At 59.9% G+C, this 22,784-nt stretch carries 14 protein-coding genes and 1 riboswitch; of the genes, 7 read left to right on the top strand and 7 right to left on the bottom strand.

Annotated features, from left to right (window positions below; translation table 11 throughout):
- On the bottom strand, positions 1-848 hold an 848-nt coding region (locus H0V78_11510; protein ID MBA2352378.1), incomplete at its 3' end, for a site-specific integrase.
- A gap of 308 nt (positions 849-1,156) precedes the next feature.
- Positions 1,157-1,387: riboswitch (cobalamin riboswitch) on the top strand.
- Between the two features lie 21 nt (positions 1,388-1,408).
- Here H0V78_11510 and H0V78_11505 point away from each other — a divergent pair.
- From H0V78_11505 to H0V78_11485, 5 genes are all read left to right on the top strand, one after another.
- Positions 1,409-3,289 (top strand): TonB-dependent receptor, encoded by a 1,881-nt coding sequence (locus H0V78_11505; GenBank protein MBA2352377.1) that lies wholly within the window; start codon positions 1,409-1,411, stop codon positions 3,287-3,289.
- A gap of 269 nt (positions 3,290-3,558) precedes the next feature.
- Positions 3,559-4,506 (top strand): iron ABC transporter permease, encoded by a 948-nt coding sequence (locus tag H0V78_11500; protein ID MBA2352376.1) that lies wholly within the window; start codon positions 3,559-3,561, stop codon positions 4,504-4,506.
- Positions 4,503-5,291 carry an ABC transporter ATP-binding protein gene (locus H0V78_11495; GenBank protein ID MBA2352375.1) on the top strand — a complete coding sequence of 263 codons (789 nt, stop codon included), beginning with the start codon at positions 4,503-4,505 and terminating at the stop codon, positions 5,289-5,291. Before H0V78_11500 ends, H0V78_11495 begins: the two co-directional genes overlap by 4 nt.
- 2 nt (positions 5,292-5,293) lie before the next feature.
- Positions 5,294-6,229 carry a cobalamin-binding protein gene (locus H0V78_11490; protein MBA2352374.1) on the top strand — a complete coding sequence of 312 codons (936 nt, stop codon included), beginning with the start codon at positions 5,294-5,296 and terminating at the stop codon, positions 6,227-6,229.
- Between the two features lie 202 nt (positions 6,230-6,431).
- A complete protein-coding gene (locus tag H0V78_11485; protein MBA2352373.1) occupies positions 6,432-9,854 on the top strand; it encodes a PAS domain S-box protein in 3,423 nt (1,140 codons plus the stop codon).
- Positions 9,855-10,128: 274 nt separating this feature from the next.
- On the opposite strand, the gene H0V78_11480 is transcribed toward H0V78_11485, so the two are convergent.
- From H0V78_11480 to ettA, 3 genes are all read right to left on the bottom strand, one after another.
- Positions 10,129-10,419, bottom strand: a complete 291-nt coding sequence (locus H0V78_11480; protein ID MBA2352372.1) for a helix-turn-helix transcriptional regulator — start codon at positions 10,417-10,419, stop codon at positions 10,129-10,131.
- Between the two features lie 4 nt (positions 10,420-10,423).
- Positions 10,424-10,588, bottom strand: coding sequence for a hypothetical protein (locus H0V78_11475; GenBank protein ID MBA2352371.1), 165 nt, complete (start codon positions 10,586-10,588; stop codon positions 10,424-10,426).
- 136 nt (positions 10,589-10,724) lie between these two features.
- Complete coding sequence (gene ettA, locus H0V78_11470) at positions 10,725-12,389, bottom strand: energy-dependent translational throttle protein EttA (protein ID MBA2352370.1); 1,665 nt, start codon at positions 12,387-12,389, stop codon at positions 10,725-10,727.
- A gap of 829 nt (positions 12,390-13,218) precedes the next feature.
- Between ettA and H0V78_11465 the strand changes: the two genes are divergently transcribed.
- Positions 13,219-15,642, top strand: a complete 2,424-nt coding sequence (locus tag H0V78_11465; protein MBA2352369.1) for an EAL domain-containing protein — start codon at positions 13,219-13,221, stop codon at positions 15,640-15,642.
- Positions 15,643-15,748: 106 nt separating this feature from the next.
- On the opposite strand, the gene H0V78_11460 is transcribed toward H0V78_11465, so the two are convergent.
- The 3 genes from H0V78_11460 to H0V78_11450 all read right to left on the bottom strand — a co-directional run bounded on the left by H0V78_11460 (position 15,749) and on the right by H0V78_11450 (position 21,037).
- Positions 15,749-16,852, bottom strand: a complete 1,104-nt coding sequence (locus H0V78_11460; GenBank protein MBA2352368.1) for an aromatic ring-hydroxylating dioxygenase subunit alpha — start codon at positions 16,850-16,852, stop codon at positions 15,749-15,751.
- Between the two features lie 194 nt (positions 16,853-17,046).
- Entirely contained in the window at positions 17,047-19,215 is a 2,169-nt protein-coding gene (locus H0V78_11455) for an amylo-alpha-1,6-glucosidase (GenBank protein ID MBA2352367.1), read from the bottom strand.
- 235 nt (positions 19,216-19,450) lie between these two features.
- Positions 19,451-21,037 carry an NAD(P)H-hydrate dehydratase gene (locus H0V78_11450; GenBank protein MBA2352366.1) on the bottom strand — a complete coding sequence of 529 codons (1,587 nt, stop codon included), beginning with the start codon at positions 21,035-21,037 and terminating at the stop codon, positions 19,451-19,453.
- Between the two features lie 263 nt (positions 21,038-21,300).
- Here H0V78_11450 and H0V78_11445 point away from each other — a divergent pair.
- On the top strand, positions 21,301-22,784 hold a 1,484-nt coding region (locus H0V78_11445), incomplete at its 3' end, for a phosphoribosylformylglycinamidine synthase (protein MBA2352365.1).

Here is a 22,784-nt window from a genome sequence, read left to right as displayed (position 1 = left end):
GTATCGACGTTGACATGCGCAACCGTAAGCCCGGTCAGTTCCGAATAGCGCGCGCCGGTGAACAGCGCCCCTTTGACCAGGGCGCGCAAGTCGGCGCGGCTGGCGTTGATGAGGCGCTTGCATTCGGCTTCGGTCAGAAACCGCGTTACCGGTTCGTCGGCATTTTCGAACGGACGCACGCGCCGCCATGCGGTATCGCTGGCGGCCAATTCATCTTCGAATGCCTTATTCAGGATCGCTTTCAGCACGGTCAGAATGCGGTTCGCCGTGGACTTGCGCGCGCGTTTCTGATTGTCGTTTTCCGGCTTCGCGCGATACCGTTGTTTCGCTCCGATGCCGGTACGAACGCGCGCTGATTTGACCGCGAGCTTCTGATGCCATGCCTTGAGTTCCGCCGTCGTCAGGCTTGCCAAGGCGCGCTCGTCAAACGTCGGCAAAATATGCGCCGCAATGGTCGCCGTCGTTTCGCGCAACGCCTTTCTGTTCTCTGCATACCAGGCGAGATAGCGCGTCGTCGCATCGGCGACTGTAACGGGCAGGGCAGGTTCGGGTTCCTCGCCAGCCACTATCGCGGTTGCCGCTTCCCGCGCTTTCTGTTGCGCCTGAAAGAAACTCAGCACCGTCTCACCGTTCGCTTCCATGAAGTCATCGGCGCGACCGAGCGCACGGAACCCATAGCGACCGCTCGCCAGCATCATGCGCGCCTGCCAGTTGCCATAGCCTTCGCCCGTGCGCCGAAAGCCAAGCGCCAGACCTTCGCCGATTTTGGTAAAGTAGCGCTGTCCGACTTTCAACTTGAGTCGCGCGGTACGAGTTTCGAGCTTGGAATCGCGTTGTGATCGAGCCATTTTCTATCGCTCCGATAAATCCCGTGCTTAATCCGTGCTTAATTTATGTTCGTATACAGCGATGGACAATCGTAGACCGAAATGGACAATAAGTCAACTAATCAATGTATTGAAGAGTCCAGTAAAGTTTACAGTGGTCCGGAATAGAACTCTTTCACAGCGGTAACACGAGTTCGAATCTCGTTGGGGACGCCACGATTACCAAAGCGTTTTACAGTGTGCCTCTGGTTCTGCGCCGGACAGCTGTCGCTGCCTGACTCGCACTTCGATAGGCGCCTTAACGGCGCGGGTTACAGTTGTATTTGCATGTTTCAGCAATGCCCGAAGGTGCTCCAACGGACGTCCGTCCCGCGGAGTGAAACGGGAAGTCGGTGCGACGGGTGAAAGCCCAGTTAATGCCGACGCTGCCCTCGCAACGGTAGGTGAGTCAAGGCCGGCAAGACGCCACTGTGCAACGCACGGGAAGGCGCCGGTTTGCGGGATGTCTTCGGCATTCCGGCTCACGAGCCCGGAGACCGGCCCTCAGGCAATCGACAACCAATGTTGCGGAGGGCGACATCATGTGGTTTGCCTATGCTAGTGTTCCATTCGTTCGTCTCGATTTCATTTCACGCTGTCTTGCTGGTCTTGTCGGATTGCTGACGCTTACTCAGCCGCTGCGCGCGCAAGAAACGCCTGTCGTGGCGGTTCCGGAAACTGTCGTAACCGCGGCACGCATTCGCCAGAATCTGTCGGACACGCTGCAGCCGACCACGGTCATCGATGCCGAAGACATTGTTCGCAGCGGACAACAAACGCTTCCCGAGTTGCTGCAAAGCCTGGCCGGCGTGGAGATCACGAGCAGCGGCGGGTCCGGTCAGTCGAGCAGCGTGTTCATTCGTGGGGCGAACAGCGATCACACGCTGGTGCTTGTCGATGGTTTGCGCGTCAATTCGGCGACCGCCGGCACGACGGCGTTCGAGCATCTGCCGATCGATCAAATCGATCGCATCGAGATCGTTTCGGGTCCGCTCAGCAGTCTTTATGGTTCGGATGCGGTTGGCGGAGTCATTCAGATTTTCACCAAAAGCGGTGACCGTTCACCGAAATCCAGTGCGTCGGCAGGATACGGCAGTTACAACACGCGCAGGGCTGCCGCTTCCTTCAGCGGCAACGTAAAAGACACGGACTTCAATTTGGCTGCGGGATATTACGCAATCGATGGCTTCGATGCGACCAAGTCGACCATCCCGTTCGACCAGCACAACGATGATCGCGATGGCTATCGCAACACCAATGTTTCGGCCAGACTCGCGCACCGCTTCGATGCCGGCAACAGCATCGGCCTGACTGCGTTTCACAGCGATGGCAGAACCGAATTCGACAACGGCCCGACCACCAGCGACGTAAACAAGCAAAGCCTGAGCGCCTACTCGATCTACAGCCAGAATCGAATCACGGCATCCTGGCAAAGCCTGCTGCGCCTCGGCACGGGCCGCGATGACGCGGTATTCACCGGTGCTTTCCCGGCTGAATTCCGTACCGATCAGCACCAGGCGAACTGGCAGAATACGTTCGCGGTGATAGGCGGATCGTTGATCGCGGGAGCCGAATATCGACGCGAGGATGTCAGCGGCGACACGATTTTCATCCAGACCAGGCGCAACATTCGCTCCGCCTTCGGCGGTTACCGCGGCGACTACGGCAAGCATGGTGTCCAATTGAATGCGCGGCACGACGATTACTCCGACTTCGGCGGCCGCACGACGGGCTCGATCGGATACGGGTATCGCCTGACTGACGCTATACGCGTACGCGCCGCGGCGGGCACGGCCTTTCATGCGCCGACTTTCAATGATCTTTATTTCCCGGCTGATCCGATATTCGGCGGCGGCGGTAATCCGGAGTTGGAACCGGAGCGATCGCGCAGCCGTGAATTCGGCGTCGATTATCAGCGCGGCGCGCAGCGCTTCGCGGCGACCTGGTTCGATAATCGCATCGAGGATTTGATCGTTTTCGATCTCGCTACGTTCACGCCGCAGAATCTCGACAGCGCGCGTATTAAGGGCGGCGAATTCTCCTACAACGGCACGCTGCTTGGTACCGGATTGCGCGCGAAATTTACCGCGCAGGATCCGGAAAATGCACGCACCGGATTGCAGCTACAGCGTCGCGCGAGGAGGCACGGCAGCGTTGCGGCATCGCGTGCGCTGGGCGCATGGAAATTCGGCGCGGAAGTCATCGCGAGTTCCGAACGTTTCGATTCCAATAGCGAAGACCAGGCGACGCGGCTCGGCGGTTACGCCTTGCTCAATCTGTACCTCGCGCGCAGGCTTTTTACCGATTGGGAAATCGATGTGCGTTGGAACAACGTCACCGACCGCGATTACGAACTCGCGCAGCATTTCAATACACCGGACAGCAATGTGTTCGTGAGTTTGCGTTGGACGCCGCAGCGCTGAATGTCACGACATCGCTGAGAACAGTTGTTTTCGGGCCAGGAAGGCTGCGAATGGTTTTCATAGCCCGTCATTCCCGCGCACGCGGAAATCCAGTGGCTTCGCAGGATCGGAGTGAGACAAACTGGATTCCCGCCCGAGCCTGCCCTCGAATGATTTAATCGAGGGCAGGAAATGACAAGCTGGGCAGGGCTTGAGGGAGAGTCAGGGATTTAACTGTGGCGCGCGCTTTTCGAATCTGGTTTGTGTTGGCTGCTTGCGCTGGAGCCGCGATGTTGGTCGCGCTGTCCACCGGGGCGGTGGGCATTCCAACCCTCGAAGTACTGCAATTGGTATTCCGTTCCGACGGCACCGTTGCGTCCGAGATTGTTCATCGGCTGCGGTTGCCGCGCGCAGTCGCAGCTTTCGCAACCGGCGGTCTGCTTGCCCTGGCCGGTGCGCTGATGCAGGTGCTGCTGCGTAATCCCTTGGCCGATCCTTACATTCTCGGTTTGTCCGGCGGCGCGGCCGCGGCCGCGCTGGTGGCGATGATGGCCGGCCTCAACGCGGTGCTGATAAATCTGAGCGCGTTCGCCGGTGCGTCGCTATCCGTCATTCTCGTATTCGCGTTTGCGCGCCGCGATCTCGGCCGGCTGCATGTTGCGACTGCCGCCGACGCGACGCCGCGCTTGTTGCTGACGGGCGTGGTGCTGGCAGCCGGCTGGTCGGCGATCATCACACTGATCCTGACTGTAGCGCCCGAAGGCAGGCTGCGCGGCATGTTGTTCTGGCTGATCGGCGATTTAGGTGGAGCCGATTCCGGCGCGCTCGCAATCGGCGGTCTCGTGTTTGCGCTCGTTGTCATCTATCCGTTCACGCGCGAATTGAATGTGATGCTGCAGGGACAAACGATAGCGCATGGTCTCGGCGTGCCGGTCGTGCGCGTGCGCCGGCAGATTTACCTGGTCGCATCGCTTGCCACAGCGCTTGCGGTGACGGCGGCGGGCGCGATCGGCTTCGTCGGTCTCATCGTGCCGCATGCGCTGCGGCTCGTCATCGGCAACGATCAGCGCGTCCTTCTGCCGGCGTCCGTGCTCGCCGGCGGCTCTTTGCTGCTGCTCGCCGACACCGCGGCGCGCACCATGATCGCACCGCAGCAACTGCCGGTCGGCGTCGTGACCGCGCTGATCGGCGTACCGATGTTCCTGTATCTCTTGATGCGCAACGGAACAAGCCGATGAACAACGCGGATGGCGCGGCGGCGCTGCTCGAAGTCCGCGATTTCTGTCTGCGCATCGCGCAGCGCACGTTGATCGCAAGCCTGTCGCTGCGCGTGAACGCGGGTGAGCTGTGGTGCATACTCGGCGCCAACGGCGCCGGCAAGACGCTGTTGCTGCAGACTCTGGTTGGGCTGCGCGATTGCAATCGCGGGACGATTTCGCTCCTGGGCAAACCGCTGGCGGCATGGCAGCCGATGGATGCGGCGCGCGTTCGCGGCTTTCTGCCGCAGAACCTTCCCGAAATATTCGCGACGACCGCGCTGGAGACAACAATGATGGGCCGGCATCCACACTTGTCGCGATGGGCTTGGGAGTGCGCCGCCGATCGGGATATCGCGCGAGCTGCGCTGACGGTGATGGACGTCGGTGAATTGGCGGACCGTGATGTTGCCACGCTGTCCGGCGGCGAGCGGCAGCGCGTCGCGATCGCAACATTGATCGCGCAGGACCCGGCGCTGATGCTGCTCGACGAGCCGGTCGCGCATCTCGACTTGCGTCATCAGATCGCCGTGCTCGATCATCTGGCATCGCTTGCCAGGGATGGCGGCAAAGCCATCGTATTCTCGATACACGATCTGAATCTCGCCGGTCGGTTTGCGACGCACGCGTTACTGTTTCGCGGTAACGGCGTCGTCGATCATGGTCCGATTTCAACGGTCATGAATTTGCCGGCGCTATCATCGGCGTTCGGTTTTCCGTTGGTCCGGGTGGCGGTCGGAACACGCATGATTTTTGTTCTCGAATGACTGTGCGCGGATTTGTATTTGTCTCAGGCGCGCGCGGCGCCGTGGTTTCGTGGGGCAAACTGAGGACGATCGCGCTGTCGGCGTCGCTGTTAATCTGCGCATGCGGGCAGGCAATAGCGCGGATCGAAGTCACCGACGACAGCGGTCAGGTGCTTGTCTTCAGTCAGCCGGTCGCGCGCATCGTCAGCCTCACGCCGCACATCACGGAATTGCTGTTTGCCGCCGGCGCCGGCGAGCGCATCGTCGCCACCGTCCGCTACAGCGATTTTCCGGAGGAGGCCGCTCGCATACCACGGATTGGCGACAGCAATCTACTCGATTTTGAACGCGTCGTCGCGCATAAGCCCGATCTAATCATTGCCTGGCTGGACGGCAGTGCGGAAAGCCAGATGGCAAAGCTGCGCACGCTCGGCATTCCGATTTACTACAACAAGGTGAGCACGCTTGACGATATCGCGAGTTCGCTGGTTCGCTTTGGGCGATTGGCGGGTACGGAAGCCGTGGCGCAGGAGGCCGCGCAAAGGTTCGTGGGCGAGGTTGCGGCCCTGCGCGAGCGTTATGAAAACCGGCGACCGCTTTCGCTCTTTTTCCAGGTTTGGCATCGGCCGTTATTGACTATCAACGGTGAGCATCTGGCCAGCGACATCATGCGGCTCTGTGGAGGCCGCAACATTTTCGCCGCGCGGAAATTGCTGGTGCCATTCATCAGCATCGAAGCGGTTCTCGGCGCAGACCCCGACGCGATCGTCGCCACGTCGGGCGAGCCGGGCGGCGATGATGGCCTCGACGCATGGCGGCGCTTCAAGAGTCTGCGCGCCGCAGCCGAGAATAACTTCATCGTTCTCGATGCGGACACCATGAGCCGCCACACGCCGCGCGTCGTCAGAAGCGCAACTGTGCTGTGCAAGGAAATGGACAAACTCCGGGCCAGACCTTAACCGGCTGCTTGAAAACTACGCGCTCCTGCCGGGCATTTTTCTTGTCGCAGGCAGCGCGTTAAAATACCACTATGTCGCCGCATGTCCGCAAACACCGAAAGTCAGGTGTTTTCAAGATCAGCGGTAACTGCCATTGCCGGCGTACCATACAGCCTGGACGGAATTGAGCGAGTGACAATCAAAGCCGCAGTGAATCCAAATAATGCTCCCACCGAAGCCAGATAACGAAGCCGGCAGGATCGCCGCGCTGCACCGCTACAACATCCTCGATACGCCGCCGGAGGCCGCGTTCGACGATATCGCGCGCCTGATCGCCAACGTCTGCGAAACACCGATCGCGGTCATCAATTTCATCGCCGAAGACCGGCAGTGGTTCAAGTCCGAGATCGGTCTGGGTGTCCACGAAACTCCGCTCGATACGTCGATCTGCGCTTATGCGCTGCTGCAGGACGATCTGCTGATCGTTCCCGATCTTAGGAAAGACTCGCGCTTCGCGTGCAATCCGCTGGTCCGCGGCGGACCTGAGTGGCGCTTTTACGCTGGCGCCAGGCTGGAAACAGAAGAGGGCCATGCGCTCGGTACGCTGTACGTGCTCGACAGCATTCCGCGCGAATTGAGCGAGCGCCAGAAAGATGCGCTGACCATCCTTGCGCGTCAGGTCATTGCGCAGCTCGAGTTACGCAGGCAATGGCAGATCTCCGAATCGGCCGCGCGCGGCAAAGAATCAGCTTTCGAGCGAGAGCGCGAAATCGCCGCGCGTCTACGCGCCAATGACGCGCGCCTGAACCTGAGCCTGTCGGCTGCGCGCATGATGGTCTGGGACTGGGATCTCGAAACCGGCGTCACCGCGCAATCCGAAAACGCCGCAGCCATCCTCGGTATCACGGACGGCGCAGCGGCTGCATTTTTCGATCTCGTTCATCCCGGCGACCGCGAGCGCGTCAAAACGGCCACGCAAAAAGCGATTGCCGGCGAAACGCCCTATGAAGTGGAATTCCGGGTCATCGCGCCGGACGGGCGCGTGCTCTGGCTGCTCGCCAAAGGCGAATTACGCCGCGATGAAACCGGGCGCGCGACGCATCTCGCCGGCGTCAGCTTGAACATTAGCGAGCGCAAAGAGACCGAGCAAACGCTTGCCGCGGCAAAAACCGAGCTGACGGCTCAACTCGATGACATGACGCGGCTGCACGAGATGAGCGTTCAGCTTTCGACCGATACCGAACTGAAGTCCGTGCTGGATAGCGTGGTCAAAGCCGTGTGCCGTGTGCACGGCGCCGCGCTGGGCACGCTGATGCTGTACGACAAGGAGCAAAAGGAGCTGTATCCGGCAGCGCGGCTCGGCTTCAGCGATGCCTACATGGACATGGTTGGGCGCATCGCAGTCGGCGCGGGCTGGTGCGGCATGGCAGTTGCCGAGCGTCGCCGCATCGTCGTCGAAAATGCGCTGAACGACGACCGCTTCGCGCCGTATCGGCCGGCGATCGAGTTGGGTGGCTACCAGTCGGCGTACAGCACGCCGCTGCTGACGCACGACGGCGAAGTGCTCGGCACGATCGCCACTTATATGCAGCAGCCGTATTGTCCATCCGAACGCGCGGTGCGGCTGACCGATTTATATGCGCGACTGGCTTCGGAAGCCATCGCGCGCGCTCGTTATGCGGCCGCGCTGCGCGACAGCGAAGCCCGCTACCGGACGCTGATCGAAGTTTCGCCGCAGATCGTCTGGGTCGCGCAACCCGACGGCCATATCATCTATTGCAATGAGTCGTGGTTCGAATATAGCGGGCTCACCATGGCCGATTCCGGGGGCGATGGCTGGACACAGGTGATCGCGCCTGAGCACGTGGCGCGCGTGTCGAGGACATGGATGCAGGCGGTTGCCAGCGGTGAACAGTTTGAAGCCGAGGTACCGTTCCGCCGCGCATCCGATGGACAGTTCCGCTGGCACCTGGCGCGCGGCCTGCCGCTGCGCGACGAACGCGGGACTATCGCGAGCTGGATCGGCGTCGCTATCGACATCGACGACCGCAAGCAGGCCGAAGAGACGCTGCGCAGAGCGCACGCCCAACTCGAAGCGAGGGTCGTCGAACGCACGGCGGAATTGTCCGAAGCGAATAAATTTCTGCAGGCTCTGCTCGATAACGTCCAGGACGCCATCGTCGCCTGTGATGCGTCGGGCACGCTGACGCTGTTCAATCCGGCAACGCTGAGCTTGCACGGTTTGCCGCCAATGCCGTTGCCGGCCGCGCAATGGGCCGAGCATTACGACTTGTATCGCGCCGACGGCAAAACACGGATGGCGACCGAGGATATTCCGCTGTTTCGCGCCTTGCGCGGCGAGCGTGTGCGCAACGTGGAAATGGTCATTGCGCCCAAGCGCGGCCCGGCGCGCACGCTGCTCGCGAGCGGGCAGGCTTTTCATGACGATCGCGGCGTCAAGCTGGGCGCGGTCGTCTCGATGCACGACATTAGCGAGCGCAAGCAGGCTGAACAGGCGCTCCAGACGGCGCATCACGAACTCGAGCGGCGCGCGACGCAGCTAGGCACGCTGACCATGCAACTGACGCAAGCCGAAGCAAAGGAACGCCGCCGCATCGCGCAAATGCTGCACGACGATTTGCAGCAAATGCTTTTGAGCGGCAAATTCAAACTCGGCGCGCTGAAAAACCGGGCGCCCGATGTCGACTTCTCGCCCGTCATGGAAATCTTCGATCAAGGCATCCAGATTTCACGTTCGCTGACCGCCGAACTCAGCCCGCCCGCCCTATATCAGCTCGATTTCGCCGGCTCGCTCGCATGGCTCTCGCAGCGCATCAAGGCGCAGTATGGTCTGGACCTGGCGGTGAAAGTGCGCGGGCCCGATCCCGCGCTCGCCGACGAGCTGAAAGCGCTGTTGTTTCAGGCGCTCAATGAGTTGCTCGTCAATGTCGTCAAGCACGCCGGCGCCGACCGCGCAAGCGTCGATGCGAGCACGCGCTGGCGCGGCGCATGGCTGGTCGTTCGCGTCGAAGATGACGGCGCCGGGTTCGACGCAACGGCGTTGCGCGGGAATGCCGGCTTCGGCCTGTTCGGCATCCGGGAACGCTTCGAGTATCTGGGCGGCAAGGTCGTGGTTTACTCGCGCGTCGGTCGCGGCACGCGCGTGGCGATTATCGTGCCGATCAGCAAAGCGCGGTCCGATGCCGAGTCAACAGAGCGCGTGCCGAGGCCGCTTGGCAGCGTCGTTCGTGAGCGTTCGGCCCCGGCCAGATCGGCGATACGCGTACTTGTCGTCGACGACCATGCGATGGTCCGCGCCGGCCTGCGCGGCATCCTCGAAGACGAGCCGGACATGCTGGTAGCCGGCGAGGCGCAGGATGGCTTGCAGGCCGTGTCATTGACCTCCGAGCTGCAGCCCGACGTCGTGCTGATGGACATCAATATGCCGAAGCTTGACGGCGTCGAAGCGACGCGTCGCATCAAGGCCGCGCATTCGCACATTCATGTCATCGGGTTGTCGATGCACGCCGATGAACGTGTGATCCTGACCATGCGCGCCGCGGGTGCGTCGGACTATGTGACGAAAGACGATGTTTCGGATGCGCTGTGCGCCAGCGTGCGTAAATGCATGCAGTCCGTCGGCTGAAAAACTGATTCCGGGATTGCTCTGTCGTGTACCACGCGAATCAACAAACGAGTGAGGAGCGGGGTTGCCCGATCCCTAAAAAACTGCTCGCACTCGGTGCTCGTCGGGGGCAGATGCAAATGGGTGGAGTGCGTCGATGGCGTGTACTGCTGTTTTCAGACAATACGCGGCCACAGTATCGGCATGATGGCCAACCTATTTCGCGTGGGACAACGATCTGACGGTCGCCTTCTTTGCGGCTAGCAAAGCAAGTGTGGGCATCATTGCTATCCGATTACTCGTACTTCTTGAGCACGTCGAATTTCTGGATCAATTGCTCATAGAACTTGAGTTCTTTTTCCGAAACTTCCATGTCCGGATTCAGCAGGTGCCACGCCTTGAGACTGAACGCGGCAGCGATTTTGTCGAGCGTATCGGTCGTTACGGTGGTTCCGCCAGCCAGGATTTTTCCCATCGTCAGGCGCGAGACGCGCGCGCGATTCGCAACTTTGGACTGGGAACCAAGATCCGGAAACTGTTTCATCAGGATCTCGAGATTGGCCTTGAGAATGTCTCTCGATTCCATGTTATTATTTTTGTTCCGCCGTTGGCTGGCAGGTCGGACGGTTCTTGCCGCCTGTAGCGGCCGCCGACACAGTTGCCGTTTTTTCGGGGCTGCCGATGGTGCGGCAGCCCGTGCCAGGCGATCGCTCGCCAGCTGATATTGCAGTAGCAATTTTATGTTTTTTAACCATTTTCCTTTCCCCAACACGAATTCCCAGCGCGCCGCAGAGACGCGCTTTGACCACGAGTTTCGCAATTAGCGTTCCGGGGGAGATTTGGATGGAGCAGGGCGCCATACGAACGTCGGCGCCGATAGAGTTCGCAGGCTTATTTCAGCGCTTTATAGCGTATGCGTTTCGGTCGCGCGCCTTCCTCGCCCAGACGCTTTTTCTTGTCGGCTTCGTATTCCTGGTAGTTGCCATTGAAAAAGATCGCTTGCGAATCGCCTTCGAAGGCGAGGATGTGCGTCGCGATGCGATCGAGAAACCAGCGGTCGTGCGAGATGACAAGCACAGAGCCGGCAAATTCGAGCAGCGCGTCTTCGAGCGCGCGCAGGGTTTCGACATCGAGATCGTTGGACGGCTCGTCGAGCAGCAGGACGTTGCCGCCCGCGATCAAGGTCTTCGCCAGGTGCAGCCTGCCGCGTTCGCCGCCCGACAGATTGCCGACGATTTTCTGCTGATCGCTGCCCTTGAAATTGAAGCGACCGATATAGGCGCGCGAAGACGTCTCGAAGCGGCCGACTGTCAGCACATCGGCGCCGCCCGAGATTTCGTCCCATACGGTTTTGTTTCCGGCGAGCGCCTCGCGCGATTGATCGACGTGCGCAATCCTGACTGTCGGGCCGATGATGATTTCGCCGCTATCTGGTTTTTCCTTACCTGTGATTATGCGGAATAGCGTAGACTTACCCGCGCCGTTTGGGCCGATGATCCCGACGATTGCGCCCGGCGGAACTTGCAGACTCAGGTTGTCGATCAATAGCCGCTCGCCGTAACCTTTGCTGACGTTCCTGAATTCAATGACCGAATCGCCGAGGCGCTCGGCGACCGGAATGAAAATTTCCTGGGTTTCGTTGCGCTTCTGGTGTTCCTGCGAACTCAGCTCGTCGAAACGCGCGAGCCGCGCCTTGCTCTTGGCCTGGCGGCCTTTCGGATTTTGCCGCACCCATTCGAGTTCCTGCCTGATCGCTTTCTGGCGCGCCGATTCGGTCGATTCCTCCTGCTTCAGCCGCGTTTCCTTCTGATCGAGCCACGAGCTGTAATTGCCCTGCCATGGAATGCCATGACCGCGATCGAGTTCGAGGATCCATTGCGCGGCATTGTCGAGAAAATAGCGGTCGTGGGTGACCGCCACTACGGTGCCGGGAAAGCGCGTCAAAAACTGTTCCAGCCAATCGACGCTTTCGGCATCGAGGTGATTGGTCGGCTCGTCGAGCAGCAGCATGTCGGGCTTCGACAGCAGCAAGCGGCACAAGGCGACGCGCCGCTTCTCGCCGCCGGAAAGCACGCCGATTTTCACGTCCCACGGCGGCAAACGCAGCGCGTCGGCGGCGATTTCGAGTTGCTGCTCGGCGTTGTGCCCATCGGACGTTTCGAGGATCGCTTCGAGGCGCGCCTGCTCGTTGGCGAGCTGTTCGAAATCGGCATCGGGGTCGGCGTAGGCGGCGTAGACGGCATCGAGTTTCTTTCGCGCATCGAAAACTTCATCGAGCCCGGTCTCGACCGCTTCGCGCACAGTCTGTTCGGAGTCGAGTTGCGGTTCCTGCGGCAGATAGCCGATATCGAGATCGGGCATCGGCGTCGCTTCGCCTTCGATGTCGCGGTCGAGGCCGGCCATGATTTTGAGCACGGTCGATTTGCCGGAACCGTTCAGACCGAGCACGCCGATCTTAGCGCCCGGAATAAAGCTGAGCGAAATATTCTTCAGGATTTGCCGCTTGGGCGGGACGGTCTTGCTGACCCGATTCATCGTGAAAACGTATTGAGCCATGGAACGATTGAGTATGAGCGTTGATGGGAGACTGGTTAGTCAGGGCGGGTGGCGAATCGCTAATGATCTTAGACCAAATCCACTTGTCTCCGGGAGCTATAATAAAAGTCAAAAAATGGAATTTGCGAGAGCGGGTTTTCAACTCTCGCGTTCATGCATCAGGAGCGAAAGCCATGGCGACGAAAAGCATGATCCGGAGACTGACTTGCGTTGCGATGATCTCGTCGATTGCGGCTTGCGCAAACACTCGGCCCAAGTCCGAATCCGAACCAGCCCCACCGTCCAGGTCGAACCCTGCGCGAACGGCAAAGCCTGCTACTGGAGGTTTGGTGAATGTTCCGCCGGCTTACAAGGATGGTTACAGCGACGGCTGCACCAGCACCGCCGGTGGTCGCAAGCGCGACGACAAGCGTTATCTATCCGACAGGCAATATGGTCTGGGCTGGCGCGATGGGTTCAATTTATGCCGGAACCGATAATTTAATCGCGATTTGCGCACGGCCTGTGGACGGCATCGCCCCCTGCGAGTATGCAGAGTATCCGCGAGAGAAATCTGCATAAGCCACCTTTTTGCTAGAAACCCGGACGAAATGGCGAAGTGTCGGCATAGCTTCGCGTTTGCCATCCTCCTGGGTAGCCATGATGACGTCGTATTCTCCTCTGGAAATGTCGTCCGAATGACCGCTGATTTCGTCGTAGAAGCTTTCTGAACAGATGGCATAGGGCTTGCGCTTCCGTTAACCGTCGTCGGCGGGTCGAGTGTGCGTGCGACGAAGAAACTAAAAGGGCATGTCTGCGACGTCTCGCAGACCCTTAACGGGAGAGAGCGGTGAGATTTCGCAGCCTGCAAAGCCGCATCGTCGTGTTTTTCGGGGCACTGCTGTTGACCGTTCAGGTCGCCGGCTTCGGCGTCATCAGCCATGCGATCGAAAACTACGCCGCCCGGACCGTCCGCCACGAGCTTGCGGTCGGGGAACGCATATTCCAACGCGTATTGGAGCAAAACGCGCATCAGCTCGCGCTAGCCACCAGCATCCTTGCCGACGACTACGGTTTCCGCCAGGCGATTTCCAGCGCCAACCAGAAACGGTTGGCGCTGGCCCTTGACGTACATCGCGAACGGGTCGGTGCGGAGGTGATGATGCTGATTAATCCGAAGCACATTGTGCTCGCCGATAGCAACCAATCGACACTGACCAATCAGCCTTTTCCTTTTCCGGAATTGCTCACGGAATCGGTAAAAACCGGCTCGGCCTCGATGATTCTCGTCAAGGGCGGCCGCCTGTATCAATTCGTGCTGGTCCCGGTGACCGTCCCGGCTGCGTGGATCGCGCTCGGATTCCCGATCGACGATCGCCTCGCAGCCGATTTCGGCAAGCTCGCATCGCTGCAGATTTCGTTTCTGCGTCGTACCGATAGCGAGGAATGGAAGCTGTTTGCATCCACGCTCCCCGCTATGCTGCAGCCTGCGTTGCTCGACAATATGCACGGCGTCGCAACCGGCGACTCGAAGCTGTCGATAGTGTTGAATGGCGAAAAATTCCAGACCCTGGTGTCGCCGGTGCCAGGAATCGGCGAGCAGCCTGTTTTCGCGGTCTTGCAGCGTTCCCTGAAAGAGGCGCTGGTCCCGTTCGATGCGCTGCAAGCGAACCTGCTTGCTTTGACTTTGATCGGCTTGATCATCTCGGTTGCGGGCAGCGTTTTCACGGCGCGCAATGTCAGCCGCCCGGTGACGCAGCTGGCAAAGCTCGCCAACGAAATCGAGCAGGGCAATTATCTGCAAGTTGCGGAAATGGACAGAGCGGACGAAATCGGCAAATTGGCGTCCGCATTCAATTACATGAAACAGGCCATTGCCGATCGGGAAAACCGGATATCGACGCTGGCTTATAAAGACGCATTGACCGGGCTTCCGAACCGCATCTTGTTCAACGATCGATTGCATCAGGCACTTGGAAGCTCGTTACGCTCCGGGCAGCCGCTAACCGTCCTGATTATGGATCTCGATCATTTCAAGGAAGTCAACGATACCCTCGGGCACCATATAGGCGATCTGCTGCTGGAAGAGGTTGCGAGCCGCCTTCAGACAAGATTGACGCGTCAGTCCGACACCCTGGCGCGGCTTGGCGGTGACGAATTCGCCGTCCTGCTGCCCGCCGACGACGCCAAAGCCGCGCGCAGCGTTGCCCTCCGATTACTTGAAGCGCTCGACGCATCGATCACGCTGAACGGCCATGCCATCGATGTGCGCGGCAGTATCGGTATCGCTTCCTACCCCGAACATGGCGCCGATGCCGGCACGCTGCTGCAGCGGGCGGACGTCGCGATGTATTCGGCCAAACGCGGCAACAGCGGCGTCGCGGTTTATGATCCGCGCGACGACGACCATACTGCCGAGCGCTTATCGCTGCTCGGCGATTTGAAGCACGCCGTCGAGTTTAACGAACTGATGCTGTGCTACCAGCCCCAGCTGGATGTGCAAACCGGTACCATCGAATCGGTCGAGGCGCTTATCCGTTGGCGGCATCCGCACCGCGGCTACATTGCGCCGGACCTGTTCATTCCGTTCGCCGAACAGAGCGGCTATATCAAGACGATCACGCGTTGGGTGCTCGCCGAGGCGTTTCGAAAAGCTGCCGAGTGCCACGCCAACCGGCTGCCGATCCGCATATCGGTCAACGTTTCCGCACGCGACCTTGCCGGCGCCGAACTGCCGGAAACGTGTGTCGATCTTATGCAACTGTACCGCGTCGAACCACAATGGATCAGGATCGAAATCACAGAAGGGGCGATCATGGACGATCCGGCTCGCGCGATGGAGACGCTGGAAACGCTGCACGGCATGGGATTCGAACTGTCTATCGACGATTTCGGCAAAGGCTATTCGTCGTTGTCTTACCTGAAAAAGCTGCCGGTCGATGAATTGAAAATCGACAGATCATTCGTGATGGGAATGGTCCTGGACAAGGACGATGCCATGATCGTGCGCTCGACCATCGATCTGGGCCATAACATGGGGCTCAGAGTCGTTGCCGAGGGTGTCGAGAATAACGAGGATTTGCGTTTGCTGAAGCAGCTTCGTTGCGACCTGGTGCAAGGTTTCCTGATCAGCAAACCCCTGTCTTCGAACGACCTGATCACATGGCTATCGGAATATCGGAGCCGCACGACACCTGAGAGCGAGCGCTCCGCGGATACAGCGCAAAACCGCGCAGTTCGTAATCCCTCGATCAGCCTGGTCAAATCAGGCTGACGCGGTCCGGCGCGGCCGCACGATGGTCAATTTCACGCCGGCCAAAGCCGTCTGATGCCGCGTCCTGGAGTCCCTCATCGGCGGGCAGGTTGGCAAAGGCAAATCCCTAGGTAGCCGGAAGCATCCCGCGATCGAACTCGGAAGTCAGCGGCACGCCTTGCGTGATCAACACGTTGCGCAGCTCTTTGATGATGGGAAAGATTTCCTGATTCCAGTCGGCGCCTTGCAAATCGAAGGCGCGCTGTTCCTGCTCGACGATGGTTCGGTCTTCGGCAAAAATTCCTTCGGTAAACCAGATGATGAAGGGCCACAGCAAGTGGATGGCGCCGGGCAGGGAAGGTTTGCGCACCATCATCAGGCCGTATGTGTGGTTGGCGCGTTGCTGGCGATCCACCGGCACATAAACATTCCACAGATCGAGTGCCGGATGATCGCTGCCCCTGGGGGTGAATTTCAGGCTTTGATAAGGATAGCCCGTGCGTATCGTCATCAGATCGCGGCCGCCTTGCGCGGATTTCTTGCCGCTGCCGACGATGAATTTTTCGCCGATCGGCTGCTTGCCTGCGACTCGGGCAAACGTGTAGTCGCATTCGACCCAGTTATCGCCGCGCCGCAGTTCGAGAAACACCGTTCTGATGCCGCCCATCAAGCGCCTGTGCAGAAACTGATGATTCATGTCCATCAGATTTTCGTGCATGAACGAATAATGGCAGCGCACCTCGCGGTCGAGATAGCGCGTCTTGTAATGCGGATCGAGCGCTGACGGCACGTCCGGAAAAATCGCCGAAGCCAATCTGGCCAGATTGCCCGGATAAACGAAGATCAGACCATAGGCTTCGCGGCACGGGTAGCCGCGCACGCCGTTTGGCAGCGATCTCGACTTGTCCAGATACGGCACGTTCACGCACTTGCCGGTCTTGTCGTAGGTCCAGCAGTGATAGCTGCATTGCAGGGTTTCGCCCTTGACGACACCTTGGTGCAACGGCACCTGCCGGTGCGCGCAACGATCCTCGATTGCGAATACCTCGCCGCCTTCGGTTCGCACCAGCGCGATCGGTTCGCCGGCAAACACCGCGCCGATAGCTTTACCGCGCTTCAAATCGCGCGAGCGGGCGAGAGGGTACCAATGGTCGGGATGCGATCCAGTTTTTCTGAGATCGGGCTTATGTTCGGCGGCAGTCGAATCGACACCGAACGATGCCAACGGCATAAGCGGGTGCGTTGCGTGTTTGCCGGCTTCCGTATTTCGTGCCACTGCGCCATCCATATCATCGATTCCATTCAAGCTAATGCGATCAGTTTAAAGCGCGCGTGGACGGTTGTGAACATCGCGAGGAATTTTTCGGCGCGCACAGTCAACTTTGCTCTTGTTGCGGCGGGCCATGAAACATCGGAAACGCCGATTCAATGCTGTGCTGCGTGCTCCACGTGCTGATCGGCCGGCATGATTTTGACGCTGCACGGCCGATCGCCTTGACGGTGCAGGCAAACATCGACAAAGCCGTCGTACACCTGCAGCTTGCGTATTTCGATCGAGTCGAGAAAAGCCGGCAAGCGCGGCTCGTGGAATGCGACGCCGGGGCTCTCGCTCGTGAAGGAAACACCGAGGCTTGCGTCGAGCAAACAAAAAACCGCGGCGCTTGCCCAGGCTTGCGGCAAGCACGCGACGGGATAACATACGGGGCCTTCGCCATGGCGCCGCGAAAAGCCGCAAAACAACTCCGGCAAGCGGTTCGATTCCGCCAGGTTACTGGCGTCGTAAAGCGCGCAGAAGATGCGATCGACGAAATCGGCGTAGCCGTAGCGTGCCATGCCTTTGGCAATCAGAGCCGTGTCGTGCGGCCAGACCGATCCGTTATGGTATGACATTGGGTTATACCGCGCGGTGCTGCGGCCGAGGGTGCGTATGCCCCAGCCGGAAAAACAATCCTCGCTCATCAAGCCTTGCGCTGCGCGTCTGGCGTGATCGGGGGAAGCGATGCCGGCAAGCAGCGCATAGCCGGCATTCGAGGAAATTACCGGGCACGACCGCTTTTCGCCGTCCAGCGCGAGCGCGAAAGTCTTGATTTCCGACGACCAGAATGCCTTATTGAAACGAGTTTTCAATTCCTGCGCCGCGCCGCGCAGTTCGGCCGCGCGTTTCTTTTCGCCGAGCTCCTCGGCGATTTCGGCAGCGCCGAGTTTTGCCGCATAGACATAAGCCTGTACTTCACACAGCGCGACCGGTCCTTCGACCAGGCGGCCATCGGGATACGATATGGCGTCGTCGGAATCCTTCCAGCCTTGCTGCGTCAGGCCTTCACGGCTGTGCCGCGAGTATTCGACGAAACCGTCGCCGTCGCTGTCGCCGTACTGGTCGATCCAGTCAAGCGCTCGCACGATATTCGGCCAGATTTTCTTGACTAGCTTGCGGTCGTGCGTGCGCCGGTAATATTGACTTGCGAGTAGGATGAAAAGCGGCGTCGCATCGACGCTGCCGTAATGGCAGCCGAATGGAATTTCGGCGAGCGCGGCCATTTCGCCGCGGCGCATTTTGTGCAGGATTTTGCCCGGCTCGGCGTCGCGCGCGGGATCGCATTTGCTCGCCTGGTTTTCGGCCAGAAACAACAGTACGCCGCGCGCGAGCGATGAATCGAACCATAGCGTTTCGAGCGCGGTAATAATGCCGTCGCGCCCGAACGGCGTGCTGAACCAGGGAACGCCGGCGCAGGGATAAGCACCGTGTCCGGTTTCGGTGACCAGTATGCGCAGATCGGAACTGGAACGGGCTATCCAGTCGTTGAAGCGAGGGTTGGACGTGATAATGCGGCAACCTTGTTCAAGCGGCGCATTCAGGCTTTGCGTGCTGCTATCGAGTGCGTGCGAAAAAGCGACGGGCGCGCCCTTTTTATCGCCGATTTCGCAGCGGATCGTGTTGTACAAATGGATTTCCGCTTGCGATGCCAGATCGATTTTGTAATCGAAGCGGCCTTCAGCCGTGGTCGATGGCGCGGGTTGCGCGCTGATGGTCGTGCGGCGCGTAACGCCATCCAGTCCCTTGTAGCGCATCGAAAATCCGTTTGCTTCGACCACTGGTTTACTGAAGCTTCCGCGCGATTCGCGTTTCACGCCGCGAACCTCGAAGATATCGTTGAAATCCGCGTCGAAGCGCAAGCTCAGGCCGATATGGATAGCCAGCAGGCTGTGATTGGTCAGGCGCAATTGCTGGTAGCAGACGCCTTGCCAAAGCAGTACGCCGCGGAAAATGTGTACCGTGCCTTTCGGAATCACCAGTTTTTCTTCGTTGTAGAGATCCTGATTGGTCAGATCGATAGCGAGCAGACTGTTATCGCTCTTGATCGTCGAATTCAGCAGCAGTGGACGGCGGCCCTCCAGCAGCAATTCGAGCCGCGACAGGAATCGCGTGCCTTCATGGTAGATGCCATGCTCGCCGCTGCCTATGGTCTGGATATCGCCGTAGCTATCGAACAGCGCAAACGTATCGTCGTGCTTAAGCACGCGTGTGCGGCCATCGGCGCGCGTAGAAGTCGCGGGGGTATACCAGTTGTCGCCGATGTGCAGCGGGTCATCCATTCGCTATATGAAATCTCAGGATATCGATTTGCTACCCCGCTTTGTCGCACTCTCGAACACGAGGGTCCGCACTGAGCGCGTCATCCTTCGGACGAGAGGCGCAGAGAGGTATTGAGCCGTTGTGTTTCACGGCGATAAAATATGGCTACAGCAAAATGCGCGCCGGAACTGGTAACTCTCGAAGCAGGGGTGAAACGAGAAAGGAAACCGGGACTTTGCCGCGCAGTTTTTGTACTTATGGTTTATCGACTGTGTATTTATTACATCGAGTGCGCGATTCTGCATTCGCTGAGCGCGCCAGCCGATTGAATACGTGGCGCGCCGCGTCGCCGACTTCCGAAGCGGTCAGCCCGACCGGGCCTATGCCCGATCCGCCGCAAACCAGATCATCGGCCGCCGCGCCGTGCACAAAAACGCCGCACAGCAAGGCATCGTCAGGCGACGCGCCGGCGCGGGCGAGGAGGGCGCCGAGCATGCCGGAAAGCACGTCGCCCATGCCGCCCGCGGCCATTCCCGGATTGCCTGTCGGATTGATATACCAGCGCTCGTCCGGCATGACACAAATGCTGCCGGCGCCTTTTAACACGACATGGCTTTTGTACCGATCGGCGATGGCGCGCGCAGCTTTCAGACGATCGCGCTGCACATCGCTCGTCGAGCAGCCGAGCAGGCGGGCAGCCTCTCCCGGATGGGGCGTCAGGATGGTCGCCGCCGCGGCTGCTCCGGTAATCGCGGATTGAGCGCGCGCGCGTAAAGTGTTTTGTAACGGCTGAAGGGCGCTGATCAGATTCAATGCATCGGCGTCGAGCACCAGCGGCAGCGAGCGTGACAGCGCGGATGCTAGCAATTCGTGCGCTTCATCCGATTGCCCAAGTCCCGGGCCCAGCACAAGGCAGGTCAACGCTTCCAGCTCCAGCACGTCACGCGCCTCGCCGAACATGAGTTCAGGATGCGCCGGATCGACGCTGAAATGCTCGGCGAGCACGCCGAGGTAAACCTTACCGGCGCCGAGCCTCAGGGCTGCGCGTCCGGCGAGCAGCGCCGCCCCCAGCATGCCGCACGCGCCGCCGATTACGCCGACGTTGCCGTACAAGCCTTTATGGCTGTTGACCGGCCGTGACGACAGCGCGCCGGAAAACAACGATGGCGCGATCAATCGTCCTCGCGTCGAACAAAATTCCGGGGCATCGACGTTCAGCGTTTCCAGCCGAACGTTGCCGCAGTAATCGGGGCCGTCGCCGGTAAGCAATCCCGGTTTCAAACCAAGGAAGGTGATGGTTTCGTCGGCTCGTATCGCTGTGCCGGGCACGCTGCCGGTATCCGCATCGAGGCCGCTCGGAATATCGAGCGCGAGGACCGGCGCCTCTATGGCGTTCGCACGGGTTATGATATCTGCATAAAACCCGCTCACCTCGCGCCGCAATCCGATGCCGAACAGGCCGTCGATAATCAAGTCGAAACAGCCGGGTGGAATCTCGCTCGACACCGCATTACCGCCGACCTGAAATGCCTGCATCGCGCTCGCCGCATCGCCGGTCATTTTTGCCGTGTTTCCAAAAAAAACCACGCTGACGTCGAACCACCACGATTTCAGCCAGCGCGCAGCGACCAGCGCATCGCCGCCGTTATTGCCCGGCCCGGCCAGCACGAGTATTGCGTTGCCCTGATTACCCTGTCCGAGCAGCTCGCGGGCGCGTTCGGCGGCCGCACGCCCAGCGAGCTCCATAAGCGATATCGATGGCGAAGCAGCGCTGGCGCGCTTTTCGATTTCCCGAATTGTCCCGGTCAGGTAAATCGGCGCGCCGGGCGGCAGTGCGGACATGACGGATCGTCGGGGATTGGCGATTTCACATTTTAACCGAGGCAAAAGGAAGTGGCGTAGGGCCTGCGTAGTGTCTCAGTTAGGCCGTTCGAGGTGAGCTTGTCGACCATGAACGGCCGTTCCACCCTTCGACAAGCTCAGGGCGAACGGTCCCAGAGGCATGCAGATATGAACTGAGACACTACCAAAGTCTGACGGCAGGGCGAGCGCATCCGGCCTTCGGGTATAATTGCGGCCTTCCCGATTCTGCCTCGTTCTGCCGTATGCGCGAGTTGCTCAAGCTGCGCGGGCGCAATGCCCTTTCCGATTTTCGCCTGAACAAACTTCGCCATTCGCTCAGCACTTCGCTCGGCGATTCACCTGTCGCTGATTCACCTTTTGCTGTTCGCGCCGAATTCTGGCATTTCATTCAAGCCGCGCAACCGTTATCGGCAGACGAACACGCCGTTCTTGACAGCATCCTGTCGTACGGCCCGGCCGCGGGCGACGTACGTGGGCATGGCGAACTATTGCTCGTCGTCCCGCGTCCCGGCACGATTTCGCCTTGGTCGAGCAAGGCGACCGATATTGCGCGCCATTGCGGCCTGGACGCGATCGAGCGCCTCGAGCGCGGCGTCGCTTACCACGTGCAGAAGACCGGCGGCAGGATGTCCACGCGCGAAAAAAATATCATCGCTGCCGAAATCCACGATCGCATGACCGAGAGCGTGCTGGAATCGTTCGATGCCGTCGCGAAGCTGTTCGAGCACTACGCGCCGACGCCGCTCGCGGCTATCGAACTTGAGCCCGATGGCATCGCAGCTTTGCGCCGCGCCAATAGCGAACTCGGTCTCGCGCTATCCGAAGACGAAATCGTTTATCTCGCGGAAAACTTTGCGCGCATCGGCCGTGCGCCGACCGATGTCGAGTTGATGATGTTTGCGCAGGCCAATTCCGAGCACTGCCGCCACAAGATTTTCAACGCGGCCTGGGAGATCGACGGCGAGCGAAAAAGCGAAACCCTGTTTTCGATGATCAAGAATACGCACCGCAAAAATCCGCGCGGCACGGTTGTCGCCTATTCGGATAATTCGGCGGTGATCGAGCGCGATGCGGCCGGAAATTTCGGAGATACAGTGTGCTTCCATCCGGGCGACGACAACGTTTACCGCTACCGAAACGAAGCGACGCATATCCTGATGAAAGTCGAATCGCATAATCACCCGACCGCCATCTCGCCTTTTCCTGGCGCTGCAACGGGGGCCGGCGGCGAAATTCGCGATGAGGGTGCGACCGGCCGCGGCGCCAGGCCGAAAGCCGGCCTGACTGGATTTTCGGTATCGAATCTACGCATACCGGATTTCATCCAGCCGTGGGAAGGCGAGGACTACGGCCGCCCGTCGCGCATCGCTTCTCCGCTGCAGATCATGCTCGAAGGCCCGGTCGGCGGCGCGTCGTTCAACAACGAATTCGGCCGTCCCAATCTGGCAGGTCATTTCCGCAGCTTCGAACAGGACGTTGCCGGCGAGCGGCGCGGTTATCACAAGCCGATCATGCTGGCCGGCGGCCTCGGCAGCATCGCCGCGAGTCAAACGCGGAAGGCGTTATTCGCGCCCGGCGCGCTGCTGATCCAGCTTGGCGGCCCCGGCATGTTGATCGGCCTCGGCGGCGGCGCGGCGTCGAGCATGGGCAGCGGCGCCAATGTCGAAAATCTCGATTTCGATTCCGTGCAGCGCGGCAATGCCGAAATGCAGCGGCGCGCGCAGGA

This window comes from Burkholderiales bacterium, assembly GCA_013695435.1.
In the GTDB taxonomy this organism is placed as follows: Bacteria; Pseudomonadota; Gammaproteobacteria; order Burkholderiales; family JACMKV01; genus JACMKV01.
This window is presented reverse-complemented; position numbering and strand designations above follow the sequence as displayed.